The 23,195-nt window shown below is 40.1% G+C and carries 24 protein-coding genes; 16 read left to right on the forward strand and 8 right to left on the reverse strand.

Annotation, left to right across the window (positions count from 1 at the left end; translation table 11 throughout):
• The first annotated feature begins 33 nt into the window (after window positions 1-33).
• Window positions 34-813, forward strand: coding sequence for an isoprenyl transferase (locus MK805_RS09235; protein WP_240875403.1), 780 nt, complete (start codon window positions 34-36; stop codon window positions 811-813).
• A 220-nt stretch (window positions 814-1,033) separates the two neighbouring features.
• A complete protein-coding gene (locus MK805_RS09240; RefSeq protein WP_240875404.1) occupies window positions 1,034-1,339 on the forward strand; it encodes a cytochrome C oxidase subunit IV family protein in 306 nt (101 codons plus the stop codon).
• Window positions 1,340-1,350: 11 nt separating this feature from the next.
• Here MK805_RS09240 and MK805_RS09245 read toward each other — a convergent pair whose 3' ends face one another.
• A complete protein-coding gene (locus tag MK805_RS09245; protein ID WP_240875411.1) occupies window positions 1,351-2,271 on the reverse strand; it encodes a ketopantoate reductase family protein in 921 nt (306 codons plus the stop codon).
• 264 nt (window positions 2,272-2,535) lie between these two features.
• Here MK805_RS09245 and MK805_RS09250 point away from each other — a divergent pair, with 264 nt between their 5' ends.
• From MK805_RS09250 to rho, 5 genes are all read left to right on the forward strand, one after another.
• Window positions 2,536-2,901: a response regulator gene (locus MK805_RS09250; RefSeq protein WP_240875413.1), complete on the forward strand. Its 366-nt coding sequence runs from the start codon at window positions 2,536-2,538 to the stop codon at window positions 2,899-2,901.
• Window positions 2,902-3,202: 301 nt separating this feature from the next.
• Entirely contained in the window at window positions 3,203-4,057 is an 855-nt protein-coding gene (fba, locus tag MK805_RS09255) for a class II fructose-1,6-bisphosphate aldolase (protein ID WP_240875415.1), read from the forward strand.
• 27 nt (window positions 4,058-4,084) lie between these two features.
• A complete protein-coding gene (gene fsa, locus MK805_RS09260; RefSeq protein WP_240875417.1) occupies window positions 4,085-4,726 on the forward strand; it encodes a fructose-6-phosphate aldolase in 642 nt (213 codons plus the stop codon).
• Window positions 4,727-4,950: 224 nt separating this feature from the next.
• On the forward strand, window positions 4,951-5,919 hold the full coding sequence (glpX, locus tag MK805_RS09265) for a class II fructose-bisphosphatase (protein ID WP_240875419.1): 969 nt from the start codon (window positions 4,951-4,953) through the stop codon (window positions 5,917-5,919).
• Window positions 5,920-5,944: 25 nt separating this feature from the next.
• Complete coding sequence (gene rho / locus MK805_RS09270) at window positions 5,945-7,213, forward strand: transcription termination factor Rho (RefSeq protein ID WP_240875421.1); 1,269 nt, start codon at window positions 5,945-5,947, stop codon at window positions 7,211-7,213.
• A gap of 58 nt (window positions 7,214-7,271) precedes the next feature.
• On the opposite strand, the gene MK805_RS09275 is transcribed toward rho, so the two are convergent.
• A complete protein-coding gene (locus MK805_RS09275; protein ID WP_240875423.1) occupies window positions 7,272-7,676 on the reverse strand; it encodes a hypothetical protein in 405 nt (134 codons plus the stop codon).
• A gap of 232 nt (window positions 7,677-7,908) precedes the next feature.
• On the opposite strand from MK805_RS09275, the gene MK805_RS09280 reads away from it, so the two are divergent.
• The 3 genes from MK805_RS09280 to pabB all read left to right on the forward strand — a co-directional run bounded on the left by MK805_RS09280 (window position 7,909) and on the right by pabB (window position 11,119).
• Window positions 7,909-8,889, forward strand: a complete 981-nt coding sequence (locus MK805_RS09280) for a M23 family metallopeptidase (protein ID WP_240875425.1) — start codon at window positions 7,909-7,911, stop codon at window positions 8,887-8,889.
• Between the two features lie 245 nt (window positions 8,890-9,134).
• On the forward strand, window positions 9,135-9,338 hold the full coding sequence (rpmE, locus tag MK805_RS09285; RefSeq protein ID WP_240875428.1) for a 50S ribosomal protein L31: 204 nt from the start codon (window positions 9,135-9,137) through the stop codon (window positions 9,336-9,338).
• Window positions 9,339-9,403: 65 nt separating this feature from the next.
• On the forward strand, window positions 9,404-11,119 hold the full coding sequence (gene pabB, locus MK805_RS09290) for an aminodeoxychorismate synthase component I (protein WP_240875430.1): 1,716 nt from the start codon (window positions 9,404-9,406) through the stop codon (window positions 11,117-11,119).
• Window positions 11,120-12,191: 1,072 nt separating this feature from the next.
• Here pabB and MK805_RS09295 read toward each other — a convergent pair.
• Window positions 12,192-12,374: a hypothetical protein gene (locus MK805_RS09295; RefSeq protein WP_240875432.1), complete on the reverse strand. Its 183-nt coding sequence runs from the start codon at window positions 12,372-12,374 to the stop codon at window positions 12,192-12,194.
• Window positions 12,375-12,731: 357 nt separating this feature from the next.
• Here MK805_RS09295 and MK805_RS09300 point away from each other — a divergent pair, with 357 nt between their 5' ends.
• Window positions 12,732-13,967, forward strand: coding sequence for an MFS transporter (locus MK805_RS09300; protein ID WP_240875437.1), 1,236 nt, complete (start codon window positions 12,732-12,734; stop codon window positions 13,965-13,967).
• A 52-nt stretch (window positions 13,968-14,019) separates the two neighbouring features.
• Here MK805_RS09300 and MK805_RS09305 read toward each other — a convergent pair whose 3' ends face one another.
• Window positions 14,020-14,787: a class I SAM-dependent methyltransferase gene (locus MK805_RS09305; protein ID WP_240875438.1), complete on the reverse strand. Its 768-nt coding sequence runs from the start codon at window positions 14,785-14,787 to the stop codon at window positions 14,020-14,022.
• Between the two features lie 114 nt (window positions 14,788-14,901).
• On the opposite strand from MK805_RS09305, the gene MK805_RS09310 reads away from it, so the two are divergent.
• Complete coding sequence (locus MK805_RS09310) at window positions 14,902-15,810, forward strand: LysR family transcriptional regulator (protein WP_240875439.1); 909 nt, start codon at window positions 14,902-14,904, stop codon at window positions 15,808-15,810.
• A gap of 351 nt (window positions 15,811-16,161) precedes the next feature.
• Here MK805_RS09310 and MK805_RS09315 read toward each other — a convergent pair whose 3' ends face one another.
• Entirely contained in the window at window positions 16,162-17,142 is a 981-nt protein-coding gene (locus MK805_RS09315) for an HTTM domain-containing protein (protein ID WP_240875441.1), read from the reverse strand.
• On the reverse strand, window positions 17,139-17,744 hold the full coding sequence (locus MK805_RS09320) for a DUF5819 family protein (RefSeq protein ID WP_240875443.1): 606 nt from the start codon (window positions 17,742-17,744) through the stop codon (window positions 17,139-17,141). The genes MK805_RS09315 and MK805_RS09320 overlap by 4 nt, the downstream gene beginning before the upstream one ends.
• 165 nt (window positions 17,745-17,909) lie before the next feature.
• Between MK805_RS09320 and MK805_RS09325 the strand changes: the two genes are divergently transcribed.
• Window positions 17,910-18,326 carry a thiol-disulfide oxidoreductase DCC family protein gene (locus tag MK805_RS09325; protein WP_240875445.1) on the forward strand — a complete coding sequence of 139 codons (417 nt, stop codon included), beginning with the start codon at window positions 17,910-17,912 and terminating at the stop codon, window positions 18,324-18,326.
• A 298-nt stretch (window positions 18,327-18,624) separates the two neighbouring features.
• On the opposite strand, the gene MK805_RS09330 is transcribed toward MK805_RS09325, so the two are convergent.
• The gene (locus MK805_RS09330) at window positions 18,625-19,194 is read right to left on the reverse strand and encodes a DUF4309 domain-containing protein (RefSeq protein ID WP_240875446.1); all 570 of its coding nucleotides are present in this window, start codon (window positions 19,192-19,194) and stop codon (window positions 18,625-18,627) included.
• A gap of 183 nt (window positions 19,195-19,377) precedes the next feature.
• On the reverse strand, window positions 19,378-20,352 hold the full coding sequence (locus tag MK805_RS18035) for a CPBP family intramembrane glutamic endopeptidase (RefSeq protein ID WP_240875448.1): 975 nt from the start codon (window positions 20,350-20,352) through the stop codon (window positions 19,378-19,380).
• A 100-nt stretch (window positions 20,353-20,452) separates the two neighbouring features.
• Between MK805_RS18035 and prfA the strand changes: the two genes are divergently transcribed.
• From prfA to MK805_RS09350, 3 genes are all read left to right on the forward strand, one after another.
• Window positions 20,453-21,520 (forward strand): peptide chain release factor 1, encoded by a 1,068-nt coding sequence (gene prfA / locus MK805_RS09340; protein ID WP_240875450.1) that lies wholly within the window; start codon window positions 20,453-20,455, stop codon window positions 21,518-21,520.
• Window positions 21,510-22,385, forward strand: coding sequence for a peptide chain release factor N(5)-glutamine methyltransferase (prmC, locus tag MK805_RS09345; protein ID WP_240875452.1), 876 nt, complete (start codon window positions 21,510-21,512; stop codon window positions 22,383-22,385). Before prfA ends, prmC begins: the two co-directional genes overlap by 11 nt.
• Window positions 22,386-22,448: 63 nt before the next feature.
• Window positions 22,449-23,192, forward strand: coding sequence for a Fic family protein (locus MK805_RS09350; protein WP_240875454.1), 744 nt, complete (start codon window positions 22,449-22,451; stop codon window positions 23,190-23,192).
• Window positions 23,193-23,195 lie beyond the last annotated feature (3 nt).

Raw genomic sequence — 23,195 nt, forward strand, 5'->3', positions numbered from 1 at the left:
ATGATAGTAACAATTTGAAACGGGGGATACAGGATGTGGGGTGCGATAAAAAAATGGACTGGAGCTAATTCTTCCATAAAAACGAGAGAAGAATTAGTTAAGGAAATTCAAACTCTGAAGATTCCCGAGCATGTTGCGATTATTACAGATGGTAACGGCCGATGGGCTAAAAAACGAGGCTTACCAAGAACAGCCGGTCACGCAGCAGGAATGAAAAGCATACGAGAAACCATTCGGGCTGCTAATGATTTAGGTATTCGAATATTAACGCTTTATTCTTTTTCGACAGAGAATTGGAAGCGGCCGAAAGAAGAAGTCGACTATTTAATGAAGTTGCCAAAGCAGTTTCTTAAGACCGATTTAAAAGAACTGATTGACAGTAATGTGAAAGTGCAAATGTTGGGCAGTAAGGAGAAGATGCCTTCTTTTACACAACAAGCTCTGTTAGAATTCGAGGAAAAAACGAAAAACAATACAGGTATGATCCTTAATTTCTCCATTAACTATGGTGCAAGAGATGAAATATTATTTGCAATTCGCCAAATTATAGACGAAGTACAAAAAGGAAATATCGAGAAAGAAGATATAAATGAAGAATTGATGAATCACATGTTGCTAACCAGAGGATTACCAGATCCTGATCTAGTCATACGTACAAGTGGTGAGATTCGCATCAGCAACTTTTTCTTGTGGCAACTTGCTTATAGTGAATTATGGTTTACTGATTTAATGTGGCCAGATTTTACTAAGGATACTTTTTATCAAGCAATTCATGATTTCCAAAATAGATCCAGACGTTATGGAGCAGTCTGAGTTACCTGTAAAAGCTATTTTCAAGATACGGTAGATCAATTGATCTAACCGTTTTTTTAATACCTTTTTGTCATGGTTTTTTTGTTTCATTGATTTTTTCAAACAAGAAATTTTCCATAGAGATGAGAAAAGATGATTTATCAACCCATCTTTTTTAAAATTGCGAATTCGTATATAATAATGGTAAGCGCTTCCAACTGTAGGGAGAGGGGGCAATAAAGTGGAACCGTCGTTAAATAAGCAAACCCATGTGAATGGCAACAAAAAACGATCTGCATCGCGTTTTGTTTGGTCTTTTGTGTGGATGGTACTGTTTACCGCACTTTCCTTTTATCTCGTAGCTTACCCTCATTTCACCACGACGACTACATTTTGGATCATACTCGGAGCTGCTGTCATGCAAGTATTTTTACAACTTTATACCTTTATGCATCTTGATGAAAAAGGACATACACTTCCGATCATTTTTATTAGTTTAGGTCTGTTTATTGCTGTTATCTCGGTTGTCGGATTGATTTTGATGTAAACACAAGCGGCTTATTTATTAGCCGCTTGTGTCGCTTGGTAGATGGAAAGGGTGCTGTAGATCGTTTTTAACAGCGGTACATCCAAATCTGCTGGGGCCAGCCGCAGCAATGTTCCATGGAAGTGATCGGTTTCGATCGGTAATCCTTTTTCCATATCACGAAGCATGGAAGATTTCATTTCATCAGGGAGACTTCGTACCCGACCCATCGTTTGATCCCATACATCTGCATCTAATGTCTCTTCTTGAGATTTGCCGATTGCACATATTTCGCTTAGCAAACGTTCATACGTTTCGATGCCATTTGGCGATTTTAAAATAGGACCAATACTGCTTCTTGTTAAGCACGTCATCCCTGCCATCGCGCTGATAAATATATATTTTTTCCATATCTCATTGTTGATATTGTCACTGGATTCAGCGGTTAGGTTTGCGCCAGCAAATAAATCTTCGATCGCTCTGATGCGGTCTGTTTTTTTGCCGTCAAATTCACCAAAGACGATGCGGTGCTGCGGGCTGTAATGCTCCACTTCACCTTTGGTGTTCAGCGTGGATTCAATAAAACATAAACCACCGATTACCCGCTCGGAACCGAAGAAATTTCTTAGTTTTTCAAAATGAGCGATCCCGTTGAGCAGGGGGAGAATGGTGGTATGTTCCGCAACATAAGATGAAAGGCTAGGGAGCACTTCGTCCAGATGATATGCTTTTGTAGTGAGAATAATGAGATCAAAAGGCTGAGTTGATTCTCCTTGGGTGATCGTGGAGACAGGGAAGCTGGCATCTCCATTTACACTATGTATAACCAGCCCAGTCTCTAATTGTTGTTTTCTTCGATCTCGAACTAAAAAGGTGACGTCTGCTCCTTTTTCCACGAGGCGGCCACCAAAATAGCCACCAACTGCACCAGCTCCGACGACTAGGACACGCATGGCTGCATCCCTCCTATATAAATTTAACCAATAATGTTATTGTACATGTTTGAAAGTAAAAGAACATCTTCATTCAGGGTGCGTCTAAAACAAATATTTCAAAGAAAGGACTCATTTCTTGAAGGTTTTCGCGGAATCCATTGATCTATACAAAATATCTGAGTTCAAAAAAGGAGGAAAACCATACCGTTATAAGGAAAAATACAGAATGATCATATATAAGGAAACCGGTAAGAGTTGTTTTGAAGGAGGACGGGTACGCAGATGAATCCTAAAAAGATACTTGTAGTGGACGACCAATTTGGTATACGTATTTTAATTAAAGAAGTGTTTTCTAAAGATGATGTTGTAGTTTTTCAAGCGGCAAATGGAAAACAGGCATTAGATATCATTTCATTGGAAGATCCTGATTTGATTCTATTGGATATGAAAATGCCCGGGATGGATGGACTGGAACTGCTTAGAAGACTGCAATTAGTATCTTGCCGTTCCAAAGTAATCATGATGACAGCGTATGGGGAGCTTGATATGCTCGATGAAGCGACAAAATTAGGGGCGCTTGCTCATTTTACAAAGCCATTTGATATTGAAGAGTTACGATCGGAAGTGATTCGCCAATTGGTATCATAAGTTGGGATGTATTCCAAGCAACATGTCTATACATAGAATAATGCAATGTAAGTTTATGGAAGTTAAAAGTACATGGATTAAAACTTAATGATAACAAGGAAATTGTTGGAGAATATTATCTTCAAATGTTAGGTGAAAACTCGATAAGTACTATGAATTATCCAATTTTTACCTACAAAAAAATAAAGGTTGCCCTAAAACTTTGACCAAACTGTGTCATTGTACTAATATATAAGAAAGCCTAGCCGACCTTTGGGGGTTGGCTTTTTGCTGATTACATATAATAAAAGGGGTAATGAGAATGCCACTTGTTTCTATGAATGAGTTCCTACCTAGAGCAAAGAAAGAGAAATTTGCCGTAGGTCAGTTTAATATGAATAACTTGGAATTTGTTCAAGCTATCGCTGCGGCAGCAAAAGAAGAACAATCTCCATTCATTTTTGGTGCAAGTGAAGGTGCAATCAGATATATGGGGATTAAAAATGTAGTCGCATTGGCTCAGATTGCAGCAGAGGAGTCTGGTGTACCAGTAGCCCTTCATTTGGATCATGGAAGTAGCTTTGAAGTAGTTATGCAATGTATTCGAGAAGGCTTTTCTTCTGTTATGTTTGATGGTTCTCATTATCCGCTTGAAGAAAATATTCGCCTGACAAAGCAAGTTGTAGCAGCAGCTCATGCGGTAGGCATATCTGTGGAAGGTGAACTAGGTACCATTGGTGGTGTAGAAGATGATCTTGATGTAGCAGAAGAAGATGCATCCCTCGCCAACCCTGCGGACGCAATTCGTTTTTGGCAAGAGACTCAAGTAGATGCAATGGCTATTGCAGTTGGAACTGCACATGGTATGTATAAGGGTGAGCCGAAGATTCATTACAATATTATCGATGAAGTAAGCCGAGCGATTGATGCTCCTATCGTATTGCACGGTGGTTCTGGTGTACCAGATGAATCTATCCAAAAAGCCATATCCTATGGTGCAGCTAAAATCAATGTGAATACCGAAAATCAAGTAGCAAGTGCCAAAGTTGTCCGAGAACTGCTCTCTTCTAAGCCTGATCTCATCGATCCCCGTAAATATTTAGGCCCAGCACGTGATGCGATCAAGGAAGTAGTACGTGGGAAAATGAGATTATTTGGCAGTTCTCATAAAGCCTAATTTATGAAAAGAAAGGACTAGTATCTCATGAAAATCTTTTTAGATACAGCACATGTAGATGAAGTAAAAGAGGTTGTACCTTTAGGTGTCGTTGCAGGGGTTACCACAAATCCATCATTGATTGTAAAATCCGGCCGCGTGTTTGAAGATGTTTTAAAAGAGTTGGTTACACTAGTAGATGGATCAATAAGTGCAGAAGTAATGAGCCCAAATGCAGACGGAATGATTGAAGAAGGGGAGCGTCTGGCTGATATTGCCCCACAGATCACCATTAAGTGTCCCATGACTTGGGAAGGACTTAAAGCTGTAAATCACTTTGCGAAAAAAGGGATTAAAACGAACGTTACCCTTATTTTCTCTGTGAACCAAGCACTGATTGCTGCTCGCGCAGGAGCTACTTATGTAAGTCCATTTGTGGGTCGTCTAGATGACATTGGTGAAGAAGGGATTTACCTTATAGAACAAGTAGCTGATTTATACCGCATCCATAACCTCCCAACTCAAATTATTGCAGCGAGTATCCGCAATCCGATTCATGTTACTCAAGCTGCTATGGCTGGTGCACATATTGCTACAATGCCTTATAGTGTAGTTAAAACATTGGTGCAGCATCCACTGACAGCCCAAGGTATCGAGAAGTTTGAATCTGATTGGAAAAACCGCAAATAAGTTAATGGCCTTGGCACTTAAAAAGCGCCAGGCCCATTCTTTTTGTAAACTGACAGAAAAAATGAGGTTTTCTAAGAAAATGGGAAGTAAAAAAATTTTCTTTGCCGCTGTGTTCTCCTTATGCCTCTCTCTAAAAAAGTAAGTTTTCTTTATAATTTCTCAAGTCCATTATTCCAAATTCGCGCCGCATGTGTTACCTTACATAAGAAGAAGGGGTTGAAGCTATGGAACGAAGTTTATCAATGGAGCTTGTACGTGTAACGGAAGCAGCAGCCATTGCTTCTGGTAGATGGATGGGTTTCGGTAAAAAAATGGAAGCTGACGATGCAGCTACTACTGCGATGAGAAAAGTATTCGATACGATTCATATGCACGGTACAGTTGTAATCGGAGAAGGTGAAATGGATGAAGCCCCCATGCTCTATATTGGGGAAACATTAGGGACAGGATTAGAGCCTAAAGTGGATGTAGCAGTTGATCCATTAGAAGGAACCAATATTGTCGCTAGTGGAGCTTGGAATGCACTTGCTATCATTGCGATTGCGGACCAAGGATGTCTCCTGCATGCACCTGATATGTATATGGACAAAATTGCTGTTGGACCAAAAGCCGTGGGTAAAGTAGACTTGGATGCTCCTGTAGAAGATAATTTAAAAGCTGTAGCAAAAGCAAATGGGAAAGATGTAGAGGATTTAGTAGCAGCATTGCTAAATCGCCCGCGTCACGCGAAATTGATCGAAGATATCCGCAAAGCCGGTGCGAGAATTAAGTTGATTACCGATGGAGATGTTGCGGCAGCGATCAATACAGGTTTTCCAGACACTGGAGTTGATATTTTATTTGGTTCCGGCGGTGCACCAGAAGGTGTTTTAGCTGCAGTGGCACTGAAATGTCTCGGAGGAGATTTCCAAGGAAGACTGCTGCCAGAAGATGAAGCACAAAGACAACGTTGTATCGAAATGGGCATCGCAGACCCATCACGCATTCTTCGAATGGAGGATTTAGTGAAAGGCGACGACGCTATTTTCGCTGCTACGGGCGTGACAGATGGAGAATTGTTAAAAGGTGTTCGTTATAAAGGAAATATCGCGACAACGCAATCATTAGTTATGCGAGCAAAGACAGGAACGGTAAGATTTATTGATGGCACTCATCGATTAGAAAAGAAACCGAATTTGGTATTAGAGACCTAAGCTGCGAAAAAGTGGTGAAACTAAATTGGATTACACAATAAGTGAATTGGAAAATAAAAAGCTCACCGAGCTTTACAAACTGGCCAAGCATTATCAAATCCCTTATTACGGCCAAATGAAAAAGAAAGAACTTATTTTTTCAATCTTGAAAGCAAATGCAGAAAAAGATGGATTTTTCTTTATGGAAGGTGTATTGGATATTTTGTCAGAAGGGTATGGTTTCCTGCGCCCTATCAATTTCCTTCCTTCATCTGAAGATATTTATATCTCTGCTTCGCAGATTCGCCGGTTTGACCTGCGTGCAGGAGATCTGGTTTCTGGTAAAGTTAGACCTCCAAAAGAAAATGAGCGATATTATGGATTGCTGCATGTAGAAGCTGTAAATGGTGCAGACCCTGAAACAGCCGGAGAGAGACTTCACTTTGCTGGACTTACCCCATTATATCCACAAGAGCGACTACTACTAGAAACAGAACCACACAAAACTTCCACTCGAATCATGGACTTGATTGCTCCCGTAGGATTAGGCCAACGTGGTTTGATTGTAGCTCAGCCAAAGGCTGGGAAAACCATGTTATTAAAAGAGATTGCCAATAGCATTTCAGAAAATCGTCCTGATATAGAACTGTTTGTGTTGTTGATCGATGAACGCCCAGAGGAAGTAACAGATATGCAACGATCTGTGAAAGGCGAAGTGGTCAGTTCTACTTTTGATGAGTTGCCAGAAAATCACATTAAAGTAGCAGAACTAGTACTAGAACGTGCTCAGCGTTTGGTAGAGCATAAAAGAGATGTCGTGATTTTATTAGACAGTATCACCCGTTTAGCCCGTGCCTACAACTTAGTTATTCCTCCAAGTGGAAGAACATTGTCTGGCGGGATTGATCCTGCGGCTTTCCATCGACCAAAAAGATTTTTTGGAGCTGCTAGAAATATCGAGGAAGGCGGCAGCCTCACGATCCTTGCTACAGCACTGGTTGATACAGGATCACGGATGGATGATGTTATTTATGAGGAATTTAAAGGGACTGGTAATTTAGAACTTCATCTTGATCGCAAACTGGCAGAACGCCGTATCTATCCTGCTATTGATATTCGCAAATCTGGTACCAGACGCGAAGATTTACTTCTTACGAAAGAAGAGTTAGATAAGCTGTGGTCGATCCGTAAAGGATTGAGTGATAATCATGACTTCACGGATGCATTTCTTCGCAAACTGAAAAACAGCAAAAATAATCAAGAGTTTCTAGCCTCACTAGAATCCCGTCCAGCCGAACGTAAAAAAGCCCATTAAACGATAACGTACCCCCTGTTCTTCTCCTCTTGAGAAAGATAGAACAAGGGGTTTATTATTAGATACAACGATTGCAATTATTTGTAGTAAAGGAGTCGATCAATCTCCAATTTCTACCGAGTCGATTTGAGCAGCCTCTTCCTCTGCCTTGGCATACTTTTCTTAATCTGCCGGTATTTATGTTGCGATACACACAACAGCGTACGCGGTTTCTTCCAGGGGTTCTTCCAGGATTGAATCCAACTCGACGAAAACGGTCAGGTCCAAAAAACCCTTGCCCAAAACGTTCCCGTTGAAATTGATCTGGTCCATAATACCCCCCGCCAAATCGTTCTCTTTGAAATTGGTCAGGTGGGAACTGTTGTGCTAATTCTGGGTCATAATCAAACGAATCGAGATCTTCCTCAAAATCATCATCCAAATCATAGTCAAATGTGTTTAGATACTCATCAAAATAATCCATTTATAGCCCTCCCATTTTTCATTCCCTAACTAGTTATTCAGATAAGTGACTAATTGTTTGGACAAGAGCCTAAGTTTGATGGAAATAGGATGAGGAAAGGGCTAACGCCGTTTTTCTCCATACTTGTCTCTAGTTGAACATAGATATTTCTACCAAAAGCTTTCATATGTTGTGGGTACCCTGCATAAATTGGAGTCATGGGTACCCAATATCATGGATATGAGGTGTTGTGATGTCTGGTAAGAAGACGCTCCTAGCCTCAAGTATCGGTGTATGTACAGTTTCGGCTGCTACTGCTGTAGCTTGGGCTGGTAACACAGATTCCCATCCGATAGTGGCAGGACTTTTAACGGCAAGTAAGCCAGAAGGGAAGATTGCTACACTTGATGCGAAGGAGACTCTTTATCAATCAGGAAAGCAACTGACCATCTCCATAGGAAATAAGATCACATATGAGGTAAACAAAGGGGATTCGTTGTATGCGATAGGACTTCGGTATGGAGTTTCCTATCAAGAATTAGCACAGCTGAACAACATTGCCAATCCAAACAAATTGAAAGCAGGAACAAAACTAAAAATTCCATTAGCTGTAAAGGAGTACACTTCTAAAGGCGGGGAAATGGTTTATCAACTTTGCCAGCGAAATCGGATGTCTTTGCAATTGTTTTTTAAATTAAATCCAAAGGTAAACTTGTTAAATCCATTGGATGCTGGACAGAAAGTTTTCATTGTGGAAAAAGAAAAAGTTCCAGTCCCTCAACCAACCCCCAAAGAGCCGAAAATAAAAACAAAACATAAAGTAGTGGTGGTTAGCAAGCGTGACAAGGTTTCTGTTGGAAGTTTCCAGTTTCAATGGCCTGTTTCAGGGATGATAACCAGTAATTTTGGCTGGCGGCATGGCAGGATGCATAAAGGTCTAGATATTTGGAGCTCCAAGAAGTCGAAGCAGCCAATTGGTGTTTCTCTCAGTGGGAAAGTAATCCAAGCAGGATATCACGGCGGTTATGGCAATATGGTAATGATTGACCACGGCGGAGGATGGGTTACCCTCTATGCGCATCTTAGTCGTATCTCAGTCAGCATAGGAGAGTATTTGGAGACTGGCCAAAGACTAGGGTTTATGGGTGAGACCGGCAATGCTACAGGATATCACTTGCATTTTGAAGTACATAAAAATGGTGAAGTGATCAATCCTCTGCGGGTGTTAAGGTAAGTTTTGCAAAAGAGACATTTTCCCTAAAATGGGAAAGTGTCTCTTTTGCCGATAGAAAACCATGCATTATTTGCAGTGGTTTGTTTCGTATTTTACTTAAAAAAAGGAACATTTACTCTGAATTGAAAAAAACAAGCCATTAAGTAAAAATTGCTTTCACATCACCATTCCTTGCAGCTTAAAGTTTAACATGCTATAATACTCCAGTGGATTTATACGGATGGATTGAAATGAGGTGACAATAGATGAAAGCAGCAATACACCCAAATTATAAAACGGCAAAAGTAACTTGCATGTCATGCGGAACTACTTTTGAAACTGGTTCTACTGTGGATGAGTTGAAAGTTGATGTTTGTTCCAAATGTCATCCTTTCTATACCGGTAAACAAAGAACAGCTAACGCTGGTGGACGTGTAGATCGTTTTAAAAAGAAATACAACATCGATTAATCGTAGGCAAGCAAACACTGCTTGCTTTTTTTTATGGAAATAGTTAGAACAGGGGTTTTCAGAGTATGATTGCAATTGATTTTAAAGATTTTCATTTACATACAAACCAAGTTGAAGAAATATTGGCTGCAAAGAAATTGGATGAGGTGAAGCCTCTTCTGGAAAAAGTAGAATCTTTGTGGAAAAAAGGGTTTTATGCAGTTGGATTTGTTTCCTATGAGGCCGGCCCCGCTTTTGATCCAAAGCTTATGGTGAATAAAGATAATAAATTACCACTAGCATGGTTTGCTGTCTTTCGAGAGCCTGATCACATGACAAAAAATGAGTTTGGAGATTACCAAGTAGGCAAATGGGAGCCTGACTGTTCGCGGGAAACATATCAACAAGCGATCCAAACGATACATGATGCCATCGCAAGAGGAGATACTTATCAAGTTAATCACACCATTCGGATGCATGCTGAGTTCCATGGAGATGCATGGGGGTTTTACCGACATTTAGCGAGTTTGCAATCCGGGTATAATGCCTGTTTGGATACTGGTGATTTTCAGATATTATCTGTGTCTCCAGAGCTCTTTTTCCGCTGGGAACAAGATCAATTAATCACAAGACCGATGAAAGGAACAGCAAAGAGAGGGCGTTATCAACAAGAAGATGACCTTCGGGCAAGACAGTTGCTAGCATCTGCAAAAGACCGTGCGGAGAACCTGATGATCGTGGATTTACTGCGAAATGATATGGGGAAAATTGCAGTGCCTGGAACGGTTCATGTTCCTGATTTATTTACCGTCGAACAATATCCTACCCTTTGGACGATGACTTCCACCATTAACGCCAAAACTCCACCCACCACAACGCTAACAGATATATTTACAGCTCTCTTCCCTTGCGGATCAATCACAGGTGCTCCTAAAAGGAAAACAATGGAGCTGATCACTTCTTTGGAGCAGTCCCCAAGAGAAGTATACTGCGGGACGATCGGATATTTAAAACCAGGGGCAGAAGCAGTATTCAATGTGGGTATCCGCACGGTTTTCATTGATCAGAGGCGAAACAAGGCAACTTATGGAGTTGGGGGCGGAATTACATGGGATTCCACGAGTGGTGGCGAGTATGAAGAGGTCATTACCAAAGCGAAAATATTAGCGTCAAAGCCATACACCCATCAGTTATTGGAAAGCATTCGTTTGGAAAATGGAACCTATCCCTTATTGGAAAAGCATTTAAATCGAATGAACGAAAGTGCAAATTACTTTGCATACGCCTTTCCAGAAGAAGAAATAAGGTCACAATTGGCTTTGTTGTCAAGCAAATATCCATCTGGAGTATACAAAGTACGACTTCTTGTTTCTTCTAAGGGGGAAATAGAGTTACAAGCAGAAGCGCTAAAGAACATTGTACAACCTGTCATTACAACACTAGCAAAAACCCCGATTTCCAGTGAAAATATATTTCTCTATCATAAAACAACCAATAGACAAATGTATGAAGAGTTAAAAGTAGCTGGGTACTTTGATACATTGCTATGGAATGAAAGAGGAGAACTCACCGAGTTTACAATCGGTAATCTCGTACTAGAATTAGATGGTAAGTTGGTAACACCATACCGCGATGCTGGGCTTTTAGCAGGAGTTATGAGGGCGAGTTTGTTGGAATTCGGTGAAGTAGAAGAGAGAGTTTTGTATCGAGAGGATTTAGAACGGGCTAGTTGTATTTGGTTGGTGAATAGTGTACGTGGCTGGATAAAGGTGAAACTAGTTTATGATAAGGAAAGACTATGATTTAGTTTTTTATTCATAGCGAATGTTCTTAAAAATAGGATGCCTGTTATTTTGATAAGAAATTAAAAAAAGAGGCTATGTGTGCCTCTTCTTTTTATAAATAACTATATTTGTTAAAGTCTAAACTGGTATTAGGTAATCTATATAGAACTTCTATAACCAAAGAAGATATTGTAAATCGGGGGTTGTGCGGTGGTTTCCACCACCACACAACCTTTTTTACCGAGAGCACCGCTCTGCTACCCGCGGTGGGTGATGTGGTTGCTGGGCGGAGGCGGGGGCACCTGCGCATCCTGCTTGTCCAGAGCGGCAGTTGCACCTGCCGCTTCCTGCCTCACTTCGAGAGTCAGGTCCTCGTTGTGTGCGACAGCCGCTGAATGCCAAGTCGCTGACTTGGGATCTTCGATGGCCATTTTACAGCTCCCAGTAGATTGGGAATGGATTCCGTTTACCACTCCTCATAGATATTTTATATAAAAATATTATATATTTCAATCTTCTGATCTTTGGAAAAGTATCCTAATTGTATATTATATCCTACAGAGCTTTATCCATCAGATGTATTATGCTTAAATCGGGGTTGTGTGGTAGTTTGCACCACCGCACAACCCTATTTACCGAGAGTTCACTCTGCTACCCGCGGTGGGTGCTGCCGTCGGCCTTCGGAGGCTGTGAGCCCTTTTCCTTGGCCTTCTCGGCTGCTGCACCAGCTGCGTCTTGCCGTATGTTGTCCGGCAGTTTCTCGTTCATGGCAGCTGCTGCCGAACCCCACTCTGACTTCTTGTCATCCTCGCTAGTTGCCACTTACACTCCCAGTAAGTAATGAGTGGATTCCTTTTACCACTCCTGTATATGATTCTATAAAAGATTATTATAATGTTCAATTATGTAATAATATAAATAATTATATTTATATTAAGATTAATAGAATTTTTAAAAATTGAAACACTTTATGAAGTGATCTCGTAAAGAAATATCGGTCTGGTTGGATGCAATTGTCTATTGAGAAAGATTTAAAAGTTGAATAAAAAAGTTGGGCTGGATACTTACGAGAGCATCCAGCCTTTTCAGCTCAGAAATCGTTCTCTCCAGTCAGAGGATCACCATCAGAGGAAGGGGAATCGATGGAGAAGCTGCGACTGCCTTCGGCGAGCTCTGCTCCTCGCAAATCTTGGTAACCGACGACTCTCCTGGTGCTATCCACAATGGAATTGGAGAATAAGCCCTCTTTGTCTGGATCACAATAACTAGTCATTTTCTCTCCCTTGGAAGAAGAAGTGATTCATTTATATTTTATTAAACATTTTGTTAGCCGTTCAATTATCCTTTAACATCGCCTGTCGAAGGAGGCTTTGGGAATCGAGAAATTAATTTCGAATCAAGAGATAAAAAAGTATTGACGAATTCATCACTACCAAATATAATGACTATACAGTCAGTCATTTAAGTGGTTATTAAATAGTGCTATCGTATTGTTAGATAGATATCATTTCACTTTAAATGCATACCATAAGCTTTTTGGCAGTAAGAAAAAGATAGCAAATTTATGAAACAGAAATTTTTTTGACCCAAAAAATGAATGAATGGTTAGTCATCTATGAGGAGGATCAACATGACACAAGTTGATAATTGGAAAACAAAAACATACTTATTTGTTATCGGACAGTTTTTTTCTTTATTTGGTTCTGCAATTGTTACGTATGCGATGATTTGGTATATCTCATTAAAAACGGGTTCAGGGTTATGGCTTACATTAGGGATGATCGCTGCAAATTTACCGTTAGCCTTGTTTGCACCAATTGCTGGTACATTGGTAGACAAATTTAACCGCAAATCTTTAATTATGATCTCAGATGGTTCGATTGCTCTTCTCACACTCTGCACAGCAGTTCTCTTTCACTTTGGTTTTCAAAATATTATTTTGTTGCTGGTTATTTCCACCCTGCGTTCGATCGGACAAGCGATCCAACAATCCGCAGGTAATGCTCTGGTTCAGCAAATTGTACCAGCTGAAGAGTTGACAAAAATCAATGGTTTGTTTCAAGGTGCACAAGCATTGATTCTCATTTTGGGTCCTGTAATAGGCGGGTTTGTATTTGGCCAGTTTGGTTTAGAACTAACATTTTATATCGATACTGCTACTGCATTCATCGAACTCAGCCTGCTAGCATTCATTTTTGTACCAACCATTGTGAGAGAAAAGAAAGAATCAACTACATTATTTACTGATTTTAAAGACAGCATTGCTTATATCAAGACATCTACTCTTTTAAAAAGTATGTTTGTCTCTTCCTTAGTGATTTTCGCTCTGCTAACCCCAGTTGCCTATCTAGCGCCTTTATTTATTCAACGTACGTTTGGTGCAGATGTACAATTGCTGTCTATTGGAGAGTTAGCTTGGGGACTAGGTTCCCTTGTTGGCAGTATGTTGTTAATGAGACTAAAAATCAACAACAAAATACGGACTTTGGTGTTATCTATGATTATGTTTGGCGTATTGACGGCAATTATCGGTTTCTCTCCCTATTTCAGTATGTATGTCATCTTGATTGCATTAGCAGGTGTGTTTCTGCCAGTAATGACAACAGTACTAACAGTAGTGCTACAAGAAAATGTGGAGCCAGCATATATGGGTCGTGTATTTTCTCTAGTGATGGGTATCTCCTCTATTATGTCGCCGCTTGCGATGCTGGTAGCTGGACCTTTGGGTGATCTCGTCAACATAAAATGGATCTATATAGTCTCTAGTATGTTGTTAATTGTCTATGCATTCTTATTAAAAAGAATAGATGAAAGACGTAGTTTCATTCCCCAAGAAAATAAGCAGACAGCGGATAGTTTAACTTGACATATGATGAAAGAAGACGAAAAGGCACAACCTTATCGTCTTCTTTTGCATTTTATTGTTTTTTGGCACCGCGAACTAAGATCGATTTTAAACAGAAAGTATCAATTGATCCATCCATTTTATAAGTGATAGAAAAAGTATCTTTTGCTAAAGGAGATGCAGATTGAAATAAATGCTGCAACTTTTCCTTTGCTGCTTCTGGTGTAGAGGAACGAGATACCCAATTATCGTATTGGAGTGGAAGATCCCATTTGGCTATTTCTTCATAGGTCAGCTCGTTTTTTTGAATGAGTTCCTTCCATTCTGACAAGGAATACTCCCTAACTTGAGAAGGATCACGTGTCTGATTAATTTCGTTAATAAATCTATCCAGCTCTTGATTGTCTGGTGCATAGTGGTCTACCAACAGGAAGACTCCACCTGGTTTTAATACACGACTGATTTCTTTCATCGCTTTTTCAATCTGGGGAAAGTGATGAGCGGCAAACCGGCAGGTAACAACGCAAAACGTTTCGTCTTCAAAGGGAAGTGATTCTACATCACCTACTTGAAAATGTACATTTTCTACTCCTTTATCTTTGGCAAATTGATTCGCAACCTTTACCATTTCAGGAGTAACGTCAATCCCTACACATTGTTCTGCAATATCTGCAAAGGCTATTGCAGTGTGACCTGCTGCTGCTCCTATGTCTAACAGCGTTTGAATACGGGGAATTTTAACTGCATGTTTCATCTTTTCTAAATCTTTTCCTGCTGCAAAGATTTTGTTGTCTCGGTATTGCTCAGGATTTTTTGCAAATTGTTCAGAAGCGGATGTCATCCTGTCTCCTCCTACACAATGTTTCATTTTTTCTTATTTTATTAGAGGATTTTCCATAAGTCGAAGATATAGATATAATCAGTACCATAGTTTTTACCTATGGAGATGATCATCATGGAAGTGCGTGTTTTGCGTTATGCTTTAGAAATATACCGACAAAAAAGTTTTACCAAAGCGGCAAATCGCTTACATATTGCTCAGCCTTCTCTCAGTCAGCAAATTGGAAAGTTGGAAAAAGAATTAGGAGTAACTTTGTTTTATCGGACAAGAAATGAAGTAGAGGCTACACCCGAAGGCCTTCAGTTTATGAAGAGAGCAGAGAAGATCGTGCGAGCTCATGATGATCTTTTGCGGGAGATGAAAGATCATAAAGAAGGTATTGGATCTACCCTAACCATAGGGACACCTGCTGTTACAGGAGGCTATGTTTTACCTCCACTTATTCAAATGTATTTGGAGAGATATCCGCAAGTTGAAATAAAGCTAGTAGAAGAAACACCAGCAAAATTAGAGCAGTTGATCCTTGAAGGAAAAGTAGACCTAGCTGTTTTATCGCTGCCTGTAGAAAATGAAAAAATAACTACTCATACTATGGTGACAGAACCGCTTTTTTTAGCGGTGCCAAGAAAAGAACAAAGTTGGATGCCGGAAAAATTACGCAATGTGGTACGACATGCTGGAAAAAAAGCGTATCAAACAAGATCAGTGCCTATAGGAGATGTTCAAGAAGCACCTTTTATCTTATTAAAAGAAGAGTACGGTTTTCGCCGTATCGTATTGGATTTGTGTGCGGAAGCTGGTTTTCAGCCTAATGTTCACTTTTTGACAAGTAATATGGAAACAGCCCAATCGTTTGTAGTTTCAGGCTTAGGTGTTACGATTGTCCCATTGATGGTAACAAGAGAGCGGACAGATATGTTATACCTTCCATTAGAAGGGAAACCAACTCGTACGTTGGTGTTTGCCTATCGGGAAGACCGGTATTTGAGTAATGTTGCAAGAACATTTATGGATACTTACTAGCGTAAAGAAAAGGGATAAGTTTTAGAAGAGGGAGAATTTTTGATGGATGTATTTACGGATAATAATTATTAGAATATAATGAAAATTAGATAGGAAGGACCCATTCAAATCACCCCAAGGAGGGTGTATGTTCATTGTCTGTGGTGGGGAAGGTTCGAACGGACTCCCGCCCCAATCTCGAACCCCGCCGCCCAGGACTCTCCGGCCGGGTGAGGGCGGCTGCTAGTCAAGTGAGACCATTCGTGGTCGCCTGACACTGTCCGTACGGGCAACATAACCGATAAATAAGCAAAATTGCTTACATGAATTCAAAAGCCTGCATTAATCCGAATAAGATTAATGCAGGCTTTTTTAGGTTGCAACAGGAGTTTCGTTTGGCGGTGCTTCTGTTTTGGTTTCTTTTTTGCTAAAGATACGTTTCCACCAAACAGCAAGTTGATGGTAGTCTTTATCGAATAACAACATACATTCACAACCGATCATGACCCAAGAGAAGTCCACGAGTCCCATGGAAACCGCGATTCCAATATGGAGGAGACAAGCGGAAAAGATGGCAAAGTATTTGGTATATCGGTTGAGCAGTAAAAATGGAAATGCTACTTGGAAAATGGTTGTCGCATAGGTTGCAAAAATTAACAATGGTTCGTATTTCCACAGTAAATCATTAATTCCTGGGGTGTAAAATTCTTGGACACGGCTGGCATAGTAGAGAGCTGTACCATTTTGCCATAGTTCGCCCATGACTTTATAGCTGCCAGAAGCAAAATACATAAATATGAGCTGGATTACACACGTTATCCATGCAAAATTGTGAATGATGGCGACAAAATCACGGATCCCTTGATTATCACGGATTTTGGCAAACAACTTCTTTTTACGCCGCTTTCTCCACCATGCATCTACAGAGAAATACGCATTTGTTTTAGCAAAGATCAGATAAACTAATAGGAGTCGCAACATATTGTCTCCACCATGGGTAATACTGTAATCCCGTGTGTAGATGGAGAACATCAAGATCGCGATCAAGACCCCCATAATACGTGTCTGGAAACCGATGATGTAAAGAATACTAACAGCAATCCCACCGAAGATGACCGCGTTCACGACCCAAAGATCAGGGCCCAAGTCAAATAAGGTATGTATGTTGTTACTCTCTGTAATTTTTTGATAAGCTTCATAAGAAACGATTCCATTCGGCCCCCAAAGTAAAAACCGAGTGGGTATATTGAGTGCCAGCTCATACAACATAGCAACACCGAATATAATGCGAACCAAACTCAATCCAATCAGAGATTGTTTTGTGGTGAGAAAGTTTATAAGTCGATTGATCATGCTTTACCACCTCCTGTATTCACACTGGAAGGTTCCCACCAGTTGCTATAGTAATAAGAGATTTTCCCTGCCGAATCAGGCTTGGTCCTATTTTCATAGTCAGGGAATTTGTTGATCACTGCACGCAGCTGTATTTTGTTAATAGTTCCGGGCACGGTGAATTTCTTCGTGGTAAGCACATATTTCACATAAGTCTGCATGGAACGAAAAGCGCTTTCTTTATCCTCTTTTTCTCCCCATACGAAGTCACTGATCAATGAACTCTGAAATTCGGAGAAGCGGGCATTGGTGGAAAAACGATTGGATTGCAGTTCTTTGATGACAGGCAAGGTGATACTTTTCCAGTCCGTTTCTCTTGTCGCTCCTTGGTTATCCACATATTGAACCCGGATATCCAAGTTCTCTTGTTGACTGGCAGGATTTGGAGCAAATAGTTTCCAATTTTGCGTAAACAATGGATTCATATAGCCAATTATCATATCCCAGTGTTTGCTTTTAAACGGATTCGCTGGCGATAAGTAGAGAAAGGTAAAGCTAAAATGAATCAATAAAACGATCGACAATATCGCACTTGTAGTGAAAACGAGTATTTTTCGTGACAAGGAGTTCTCTCTCCCTTTTCTTAAAAATAAGGTAATATAAAAATAACACAAATTTGCAAAAGGAAGTAGTAGAATGAATATGTCAAGTATAGGTAAACCGCTAGTTTTAAAAGCAGTGGATGCGGGAATTCAAATAATGGACAAATTCAAAGGGGATGACATCCTATGTCAACCGATATAAAAATAGATGCAGCAGGTACATATGTGCTATTTGATGGGGTATGTAACGTATGTAATAACTGGGTAAAGTTTATCATCAAACGCGATCCCAAAGGAATTTTCAAGTTTGCTTCTCTTCAATCAGAGGAAGGTCAGGAGATCTTACTAGCCCATAATCAAAAAATTTCACTAGATTCTATCGTCTTCGTTCAAAATGGAAAAGTATATACAGAATCAACTGCTATCTTGCAGATATTCCGAAAATTAACAGGTATGTGGAAAGTGTTATCTGTATTTCAAATCATACCGAAATTCATTCGGGATTCGTTTTATCACTGGTTCGCCAAAAACCGATATCGCTGGTTTGGACAACAGGAGAGCTGCATGATTCCTACACCTGAGATACGGCAGCGTTTTCTTTGAACAAGAAGGCCATATTAATTTATTGGAGGATTTAAGGTAAAAAAACTTCCTATAACAGGCAGTTTTTTGGTATATACATGAATTCATGAAAATGAATTTTGTAAGTTACACACCATTCATTAGGTTACTTAACATTGTTCTTTCAATGAAGCACCCTTTCGAGTTATTTGATATATCCGACAACAAATGGATTCATCTGCACCAATCTCTCCTTTAAAAGATCTTTGAGTGCTTTGTTGTATGTCAAGAATAAAAAAGACTTAGGCTTCTGATTCAAGAAGACTAAGTCTTTACTTCCTTAAGGTAATGTGATTTCTACGTATTTGATCTTAGTGAAATTACCTTTCTTGTCAACGTTGAAGTAAAAGGTAAGTGATTTTGCATCAGCAACTTCATAACTGACAAAACCGCCATTCTTATCTTTGTATACATAGCCTTTTCCTAATGTCTTTTGGATCTCTTTATAGGTAACGGATGCATACCTTTTATCTGTAGTTTGTAGTTGATAAACGACTGTTTCTCCACCGTGATCTGTAACATCATCTCCAACGTAAAAAAGAGTAGCGTGTTTGTTGTATTTCATTTCTCCTTCTGCTCGATTACTGTCGGAGTCAGGTTTCCCCCATTTGGATTCAATTGATTTTTGGGAAGAATAGATGCCAAATTCTCCACTTGATATTACTTTTCCTTTATTGGCAAGTTGCATGGTTTGTTTCAGTAGCTTGGCATGATTCTGCTCATTATGTGCTTGTGCAGCATGAATGTTATTTGCTGCATAGGAAGGTTGTGTCGCAATCAATCCTCCAAATAAAGTTCCAACTGCTAAAGTAGCAACCAAAATGCCTTTTCCAAAATCTTTTTTATTCATTATTTGTTTCCCCTTTGTTTTGAATGTAAGTTCATTCTACAGAGGGAATTTTTCATGAAAATAAACAAATTGTTTCCTAAATGTAAACCGTCTGTAGCGAAAATATGAAGTTGCTTATACAGATGGAACAAAAAGACTAGATACGTGTAATAACATATCTAGTCCTATATGCGAAAAATAGGTTTACTGAGCAAGATGAGAACCTGCTAGAGCGATCAATCCTAATATAATGTTATAACTCGCATGAGTGATCATCGTGAGCGTGGTGCTGTGACGTTTTCGAAGTATCCCCAAAGTAATAGCGAGTATAAATACGATGAGGGTAGCAACACTTAAACCATAATTGGCATGGATCAAGGTAAATAATATACTTGTATAGATCAACCCAAACTTCGGCAGCATTGCACCGCGAAATATCAGTTCTTCCCCTAAAGCAGCAGCTAATCCTAGTGTTAAAATACCGGGTATCGTTCCAAATAGTGGTCCTAACTGTTGATTGGTGATTTTGTCCACATTGGGATCGATCCCAAAACCTATGATGCTGGCTATTTGTTCTAATAGAATGTTTACAAGGACAAAGCCGATGGCAAATGATATGCCAATAAAGAACATTTTCCAGGTTGGCCGAACAAGACCAAGACGAGCTAATGTTTCTTTTGTATCCCTTTTTTGGAGCCAGCCAACACCAAATAGTGCGATTAGAGCAAGCAAAATATCTTGTGTCCACAAGCTGGCTATGGTTGTTCCCTCAGATGTATTTTGGATTAGCTGTTCCAGGGAAAAAGCAGTTAAAATATAAACATGAAAGACAATAAAACTGAGACTGAGGGAGATTGTATGTACGTCATTATCAGGTTCTATCGATATCGAATGACTGATCAGTCTGCGTATTGGCGGGATAAAGACCAATAGTGCAGCCACTGAGACGATGAATAGGGCTAAGGATTGCAAAACATCCTTTTCACGGATGTGATTCAAATGTAAAAATGCGGTTGCATTGGTGACAGCCACTATTGCATATGCAGCAATAATAATCGTAAAAATAATACGTGTAATCCATTCATATAGTCTAGGGTGTGTGCCTCGTTGTTTGATCCCAAATTGGAGGAAGAAAAAGACAAGCAAAAAAGGCGCGACTTGCAAAGCAATATCTAACACAAATGGGGTCCCCTTCTAAGATAAATTTGATGTTCTTTCCACTCGTTTATAAATATGTTACAATCAATTGACTTATGGTTAAAAAATGGGAGTGAGAAAAATGCTGGATCGACTCCAGTCCATTCATAATCGTTATGAAGAGCTAAGTACATTATTATGTGAACCAGAAGTGATAAATAATCCAAATAAATTACGCACATATTCAAAAGAGCAGCGTGATCTAGAAGAACAAAACAATGCCTACTTGGAGTATAAACAAGTAATAGAAGGGCTGCAAGAAGCCAAGGCAATGTTAGAAGAAAAGCTGGATGATGAGATGCGTGAACTCGTTAAAGCAGAAGTCGATGAATTGTCTGAACGAAAAGAGCAATTGGAAGAACACATCAAGATTTTACTTCTTCCAAAAGACCCGAATGATGATAAAAACGTGATTGTCGAAGTTCGTGGAGCAGCAGGCGGAGACGAAGCTGCATTGTTCGCTGCTTCTTTATATCGGATGTATGGACGATATGCGGAACGCCATGGATGGAAAATAGAAGTATTAGAAGCCAATTCAACTGGACTTGGCGGGATGAAAGAGGTTGTGTTTTCTATTCAAGGCCAAGGAGCTTACAGCCGTCTTAAATACGAAAGTGGAGCCCATCGTGTACAACGTGTACCTTCGACAGAGTCCGGTGGAAGAATCCACACTTCTACTGCTACTGTTGCAGTACTGCCTGAGGCTGAAGATGTAGAAATCGAGATTCATGATAAAGATTTACGGATTGATACGTTCTGTTCTAGCGGTCCTGGAGGACAAAGTGTAAATACTACCAAATCGGCAGTTCGAATCACACATATTCCTACTGGTATCGTTGTATCTTGTCAAGATGAGAAGTCGCAGATCAGCAACAAAGATAAAGCGATGCGTGTATTGCGTGCCCGTCTTTATGATATGAAACAACAAGAAGAGATGGCAAAATACGCAGATGCAAGAAAATCGGCGGTAGGTACTGGAGACCGCAGTGAACGTATTCGTACGTATAACTTTCCACAAAGCAGGGTGACGGACCATCGGATTGGTTTGACTCTGCACAAACTGGACATGATCTTAGATGGTGACTTGGAAGAAGTCATTGATGCTTTGATCTTACATGAGCAGACGGAGCAATTAAAACATGCACAATAACACCATTCGGGAAGCCTTCCATCAGGCTTCCTCTTTTTTGAAGCAAAAGGGAATAGCAGACGGATTATTTGAGGCGGAGTGGATGCTTCGCGAGTTATTAGCAGTTGATCGAGCGTCTTTTTTTCTAATGTGGGACAAGACATTGACAGAAGAGCAAGCTAAGAAGTATTACCAGTGGATTCAGCGCAGAGGTGATCATGAGCCGCTGCAATACATTTTCGGCAAAGCTGATTTTTACGGCCGGCCTTTTCACGTCACACCTGATGTCCTCATCCCTCGCCCAGAAACAGAATTGTTGGTAGAACATGTCCTCCATAAGGCAGATGTTCTCTATAGAGATCGTCCGATACGTGTAGTAGAAGTGGGTACAGGCAGCGGTTGTATTGCCATTACGTTGCAGTTGGAACGTCCCCACTGGTCAGTAACCACTATCGATCTATCAGCAGATGCACTGCAAATTGCAAAAGACAATGCGAAACGACATGGCGTTGAAGATAAAATTACCTTTTTACAAGGCTCGTTTTTAGAACCTGTAAGAGTGGAAACCGTAGATGTCATCGTTTCCAATCCTCCTTATATTCCTTCGGAGGTCATTGGTACACTGGATCAAGAAGTACAACATTATGAACCTCATTTAGCCTTAGATGGAGGAGAAGATGGAATATATCCTTACAGGCAGATTATCTCTCAAATAGCCCAGATGCCGGCTCGCGGGAAACGGTTGATCGCATTTGAGATCGGAGATGAGCAAGGAGAGCAGGTAGCAAATCTTGTACAACAACTGCCTAAAAGTAGAGAAGTAGAAGTACTACAAGATATGAGTGGTCGAGATCGATATGTAATTGGTTTGGTGGAACGTGGTTAGGTAGCGAGATTAACATATAGGATATGTCAATAGAGAAATACGAAGGCCAAAAGGGGAAATACCATGTTTGCTAAAATTGACGAGATGAGAGAGCAGTTACAAGCAATTCGACAAAAAAATCAAATCCATCCCGACACAGAAAATAGTATCAGAGAGAAGTTTATCGTGGATTGGACCTATCATTCCAATGCGATTGAAGGAAACAGCCTTTCTTTGATGGAGACAAGAGTAGTATTGGAAAGCGGAATGACAGTTGGAGGTAAATCGCTCAAAGATCATTTAGAAGCTGTTGATCATAAAGAAGCAATTCTCTATCTAGAAGAACTCGCACAAAAAGAAGAAAGACTAAGTGAGATGCATGTCAAACACCTGCATGCTATCGTACTTGGGCGGATTCGACCAGCGGATGCTGGCCGATATCGAAGTGTACCTGTGACGGTTGGTGATCATATACCGCCACAACCATGGGAAGTACCGATTCAGATGGAACAGCTCATACAACAATATTACGATCAGTGGAGTACCCTTCACCCTTTCGAACAAGCAGCTTATTTACATTGTGACTTTGTTCGTATCCATCCTTTTATCGATGGAAATGGACGGACAGCAAGGCTTATAACCAATCTTGAACTAATGAAACAAGGCTATCCACCTGTTATCTTGCCTGTCGAGGAACGAGTCTCTTACTATGAAGCGTTGCAAAAATATGATGATACGAGAAATCCCGCTGATTTCTTAGTTTTAATTACTAGATTGGCTGAAAAGTCCCTATCCTTTTATTTATCTGTATTTAATAAAGGAGTATAGATA

This window comes from Shimazuella soli (genome assembly GCF_022511585.1).
Classification (GTDB): domain Bacteria; phylum Bacillota; class Bacilli; order Thermoactinomycetales; family Thermoactinomycetaceae; genus Shimazuella; species Shimazuella soli.

Bases quoted from the DNA above. Each gene is read 5' to 3' on its own strand.
- MK805_RS09235 (WP_240875403.1), top strand. From the start codon at position 34: ATGTGGGGTGCGATAAAAAAATGGACTGGAGCTAATTCTTCCATAAAA.
- glpX (WP_240875419.1), top strand. From the start codon at position 4,951: ATGGAACGAAGTTTATCAATGGAGCTTGTACGTGTAACGGAAGCAGCA.
- MK805_RS09275 (WP_240875423.1), bottom strand. From the start codon at position 7,676: ATGGATTATTTTGATGAGTATCTAAACACATTTGACTATGATTTGGAT.
- MK805_RS09295 (WP_240875432.1), bottom strand. From the start codon at position 12,374: ATGACTAGTTATTGTGATCCAGACAAAGAGGGCTTATTCTCCAATTCC.
- MK805_RS09350 (WP_240875454.1), top strand. From the start codon at position 22,449: ATGTTTGCTAAAATTGACGAGATGAGAGAGCAGTTACAAGCAATTCGA.
- MK805_RS09305 (WP_240875438.1), bottom strand. From the start codon at position 14,787: ATGACATCCGCTTCTGAACAATTTGCAAAAAATCCTGAGCAATACCGA.
- MK805_RS09310 (WP_240875439.1), top strand. From the start codon at position 14,902: ATGGAAGTGCGTGTTTTGCGTTATGCTTTAGAAATATACCGACAAAAA.
- prmC (WP_240875452.1), top strand. From the start codon at position 21,510: ATGCACAATAACACCATTCGGGAAGCCTTCCATCAGGCTTCCTCTTTT.
- pabB (WP_240875430.1), top strand. From the start codon at position 9,404: ATGATTGCAATTGATTTTAAAGATTTTCATTTACATACAAACCAAGTT.
- MK805_RS09280 (WP_240875425.1), top strand. From the start codon at position 7,909: ATGTCTGGTAAGAAGACGCTCCTAGCCTCAAGTATCGGTGTATGTACA.
- MK805_RS09325 (WP_240875445.1), top strand. From the start codon at position 17,910: ATGTCAACCGATATAAAAATAGATGCAGCAGGTACATATGTGCTATTT.
- MK805_RS09315 (WP_240875441.1), bottom strand. From the start codon at position 17,142: ATGATCAATCGACTTATAAACTTTCTCACCACAAAACAATCTCTGATT.
- MK805_RS09250 (WP_240875413.1), top strand. From the start codon at position 2,536: ATGAATCCTAAAAAGATACTTGTAGTGGACGACCAATTTGGTATACGT.
- MK805_RS09245 (WP_240875411.1), bottom strand. From the start codon at position 2,271: ATGCGTGTCCTAGTCGTCGGAGCTGGTGCAGTTGGTGGCTATTTTGGT.
- fsa (WP_240875417.1), top strand. From the start codon at position 4,085: ATGAAAATCTTTTTAGATACAGCACATGTAGATGAAGTAAAAGAGGTT.
- rpmE (WP_240875428.1), top strand. From the start codon at position 9,135: ATGAAAGCAGCAATACACCCAAATTATAAAACGGCAAAAGTAACTTGC.
- MK805_RS09300 (WP_240875437.1), top strand. From the start codon at position 12,732: ATGACACAAGTTGATAATTGGAAAACAAAAACATACTTATTTGTTATC.
- prfA (WP_240875450.1), top strand. From the start codon at position 20,453: ATGCTGGATCGACTCCAGTCCATTCATAATCGTTATGAAGAGCTAAGT.
- fba (WP_240875415.1), top strand. From the start codon at position 3,203: ATGCCACTTGTTTCTATGAATGAGTTCCTACCTAGAGCAAAGAAAGAG.
- MK805_RS09330 (WP_240875446.1), bottom strand. From the start codon at position 19,194: ATGAATAAAAAAGATTTTGGAAAAGGCATTTTGGTTGCTACTTTAGCA.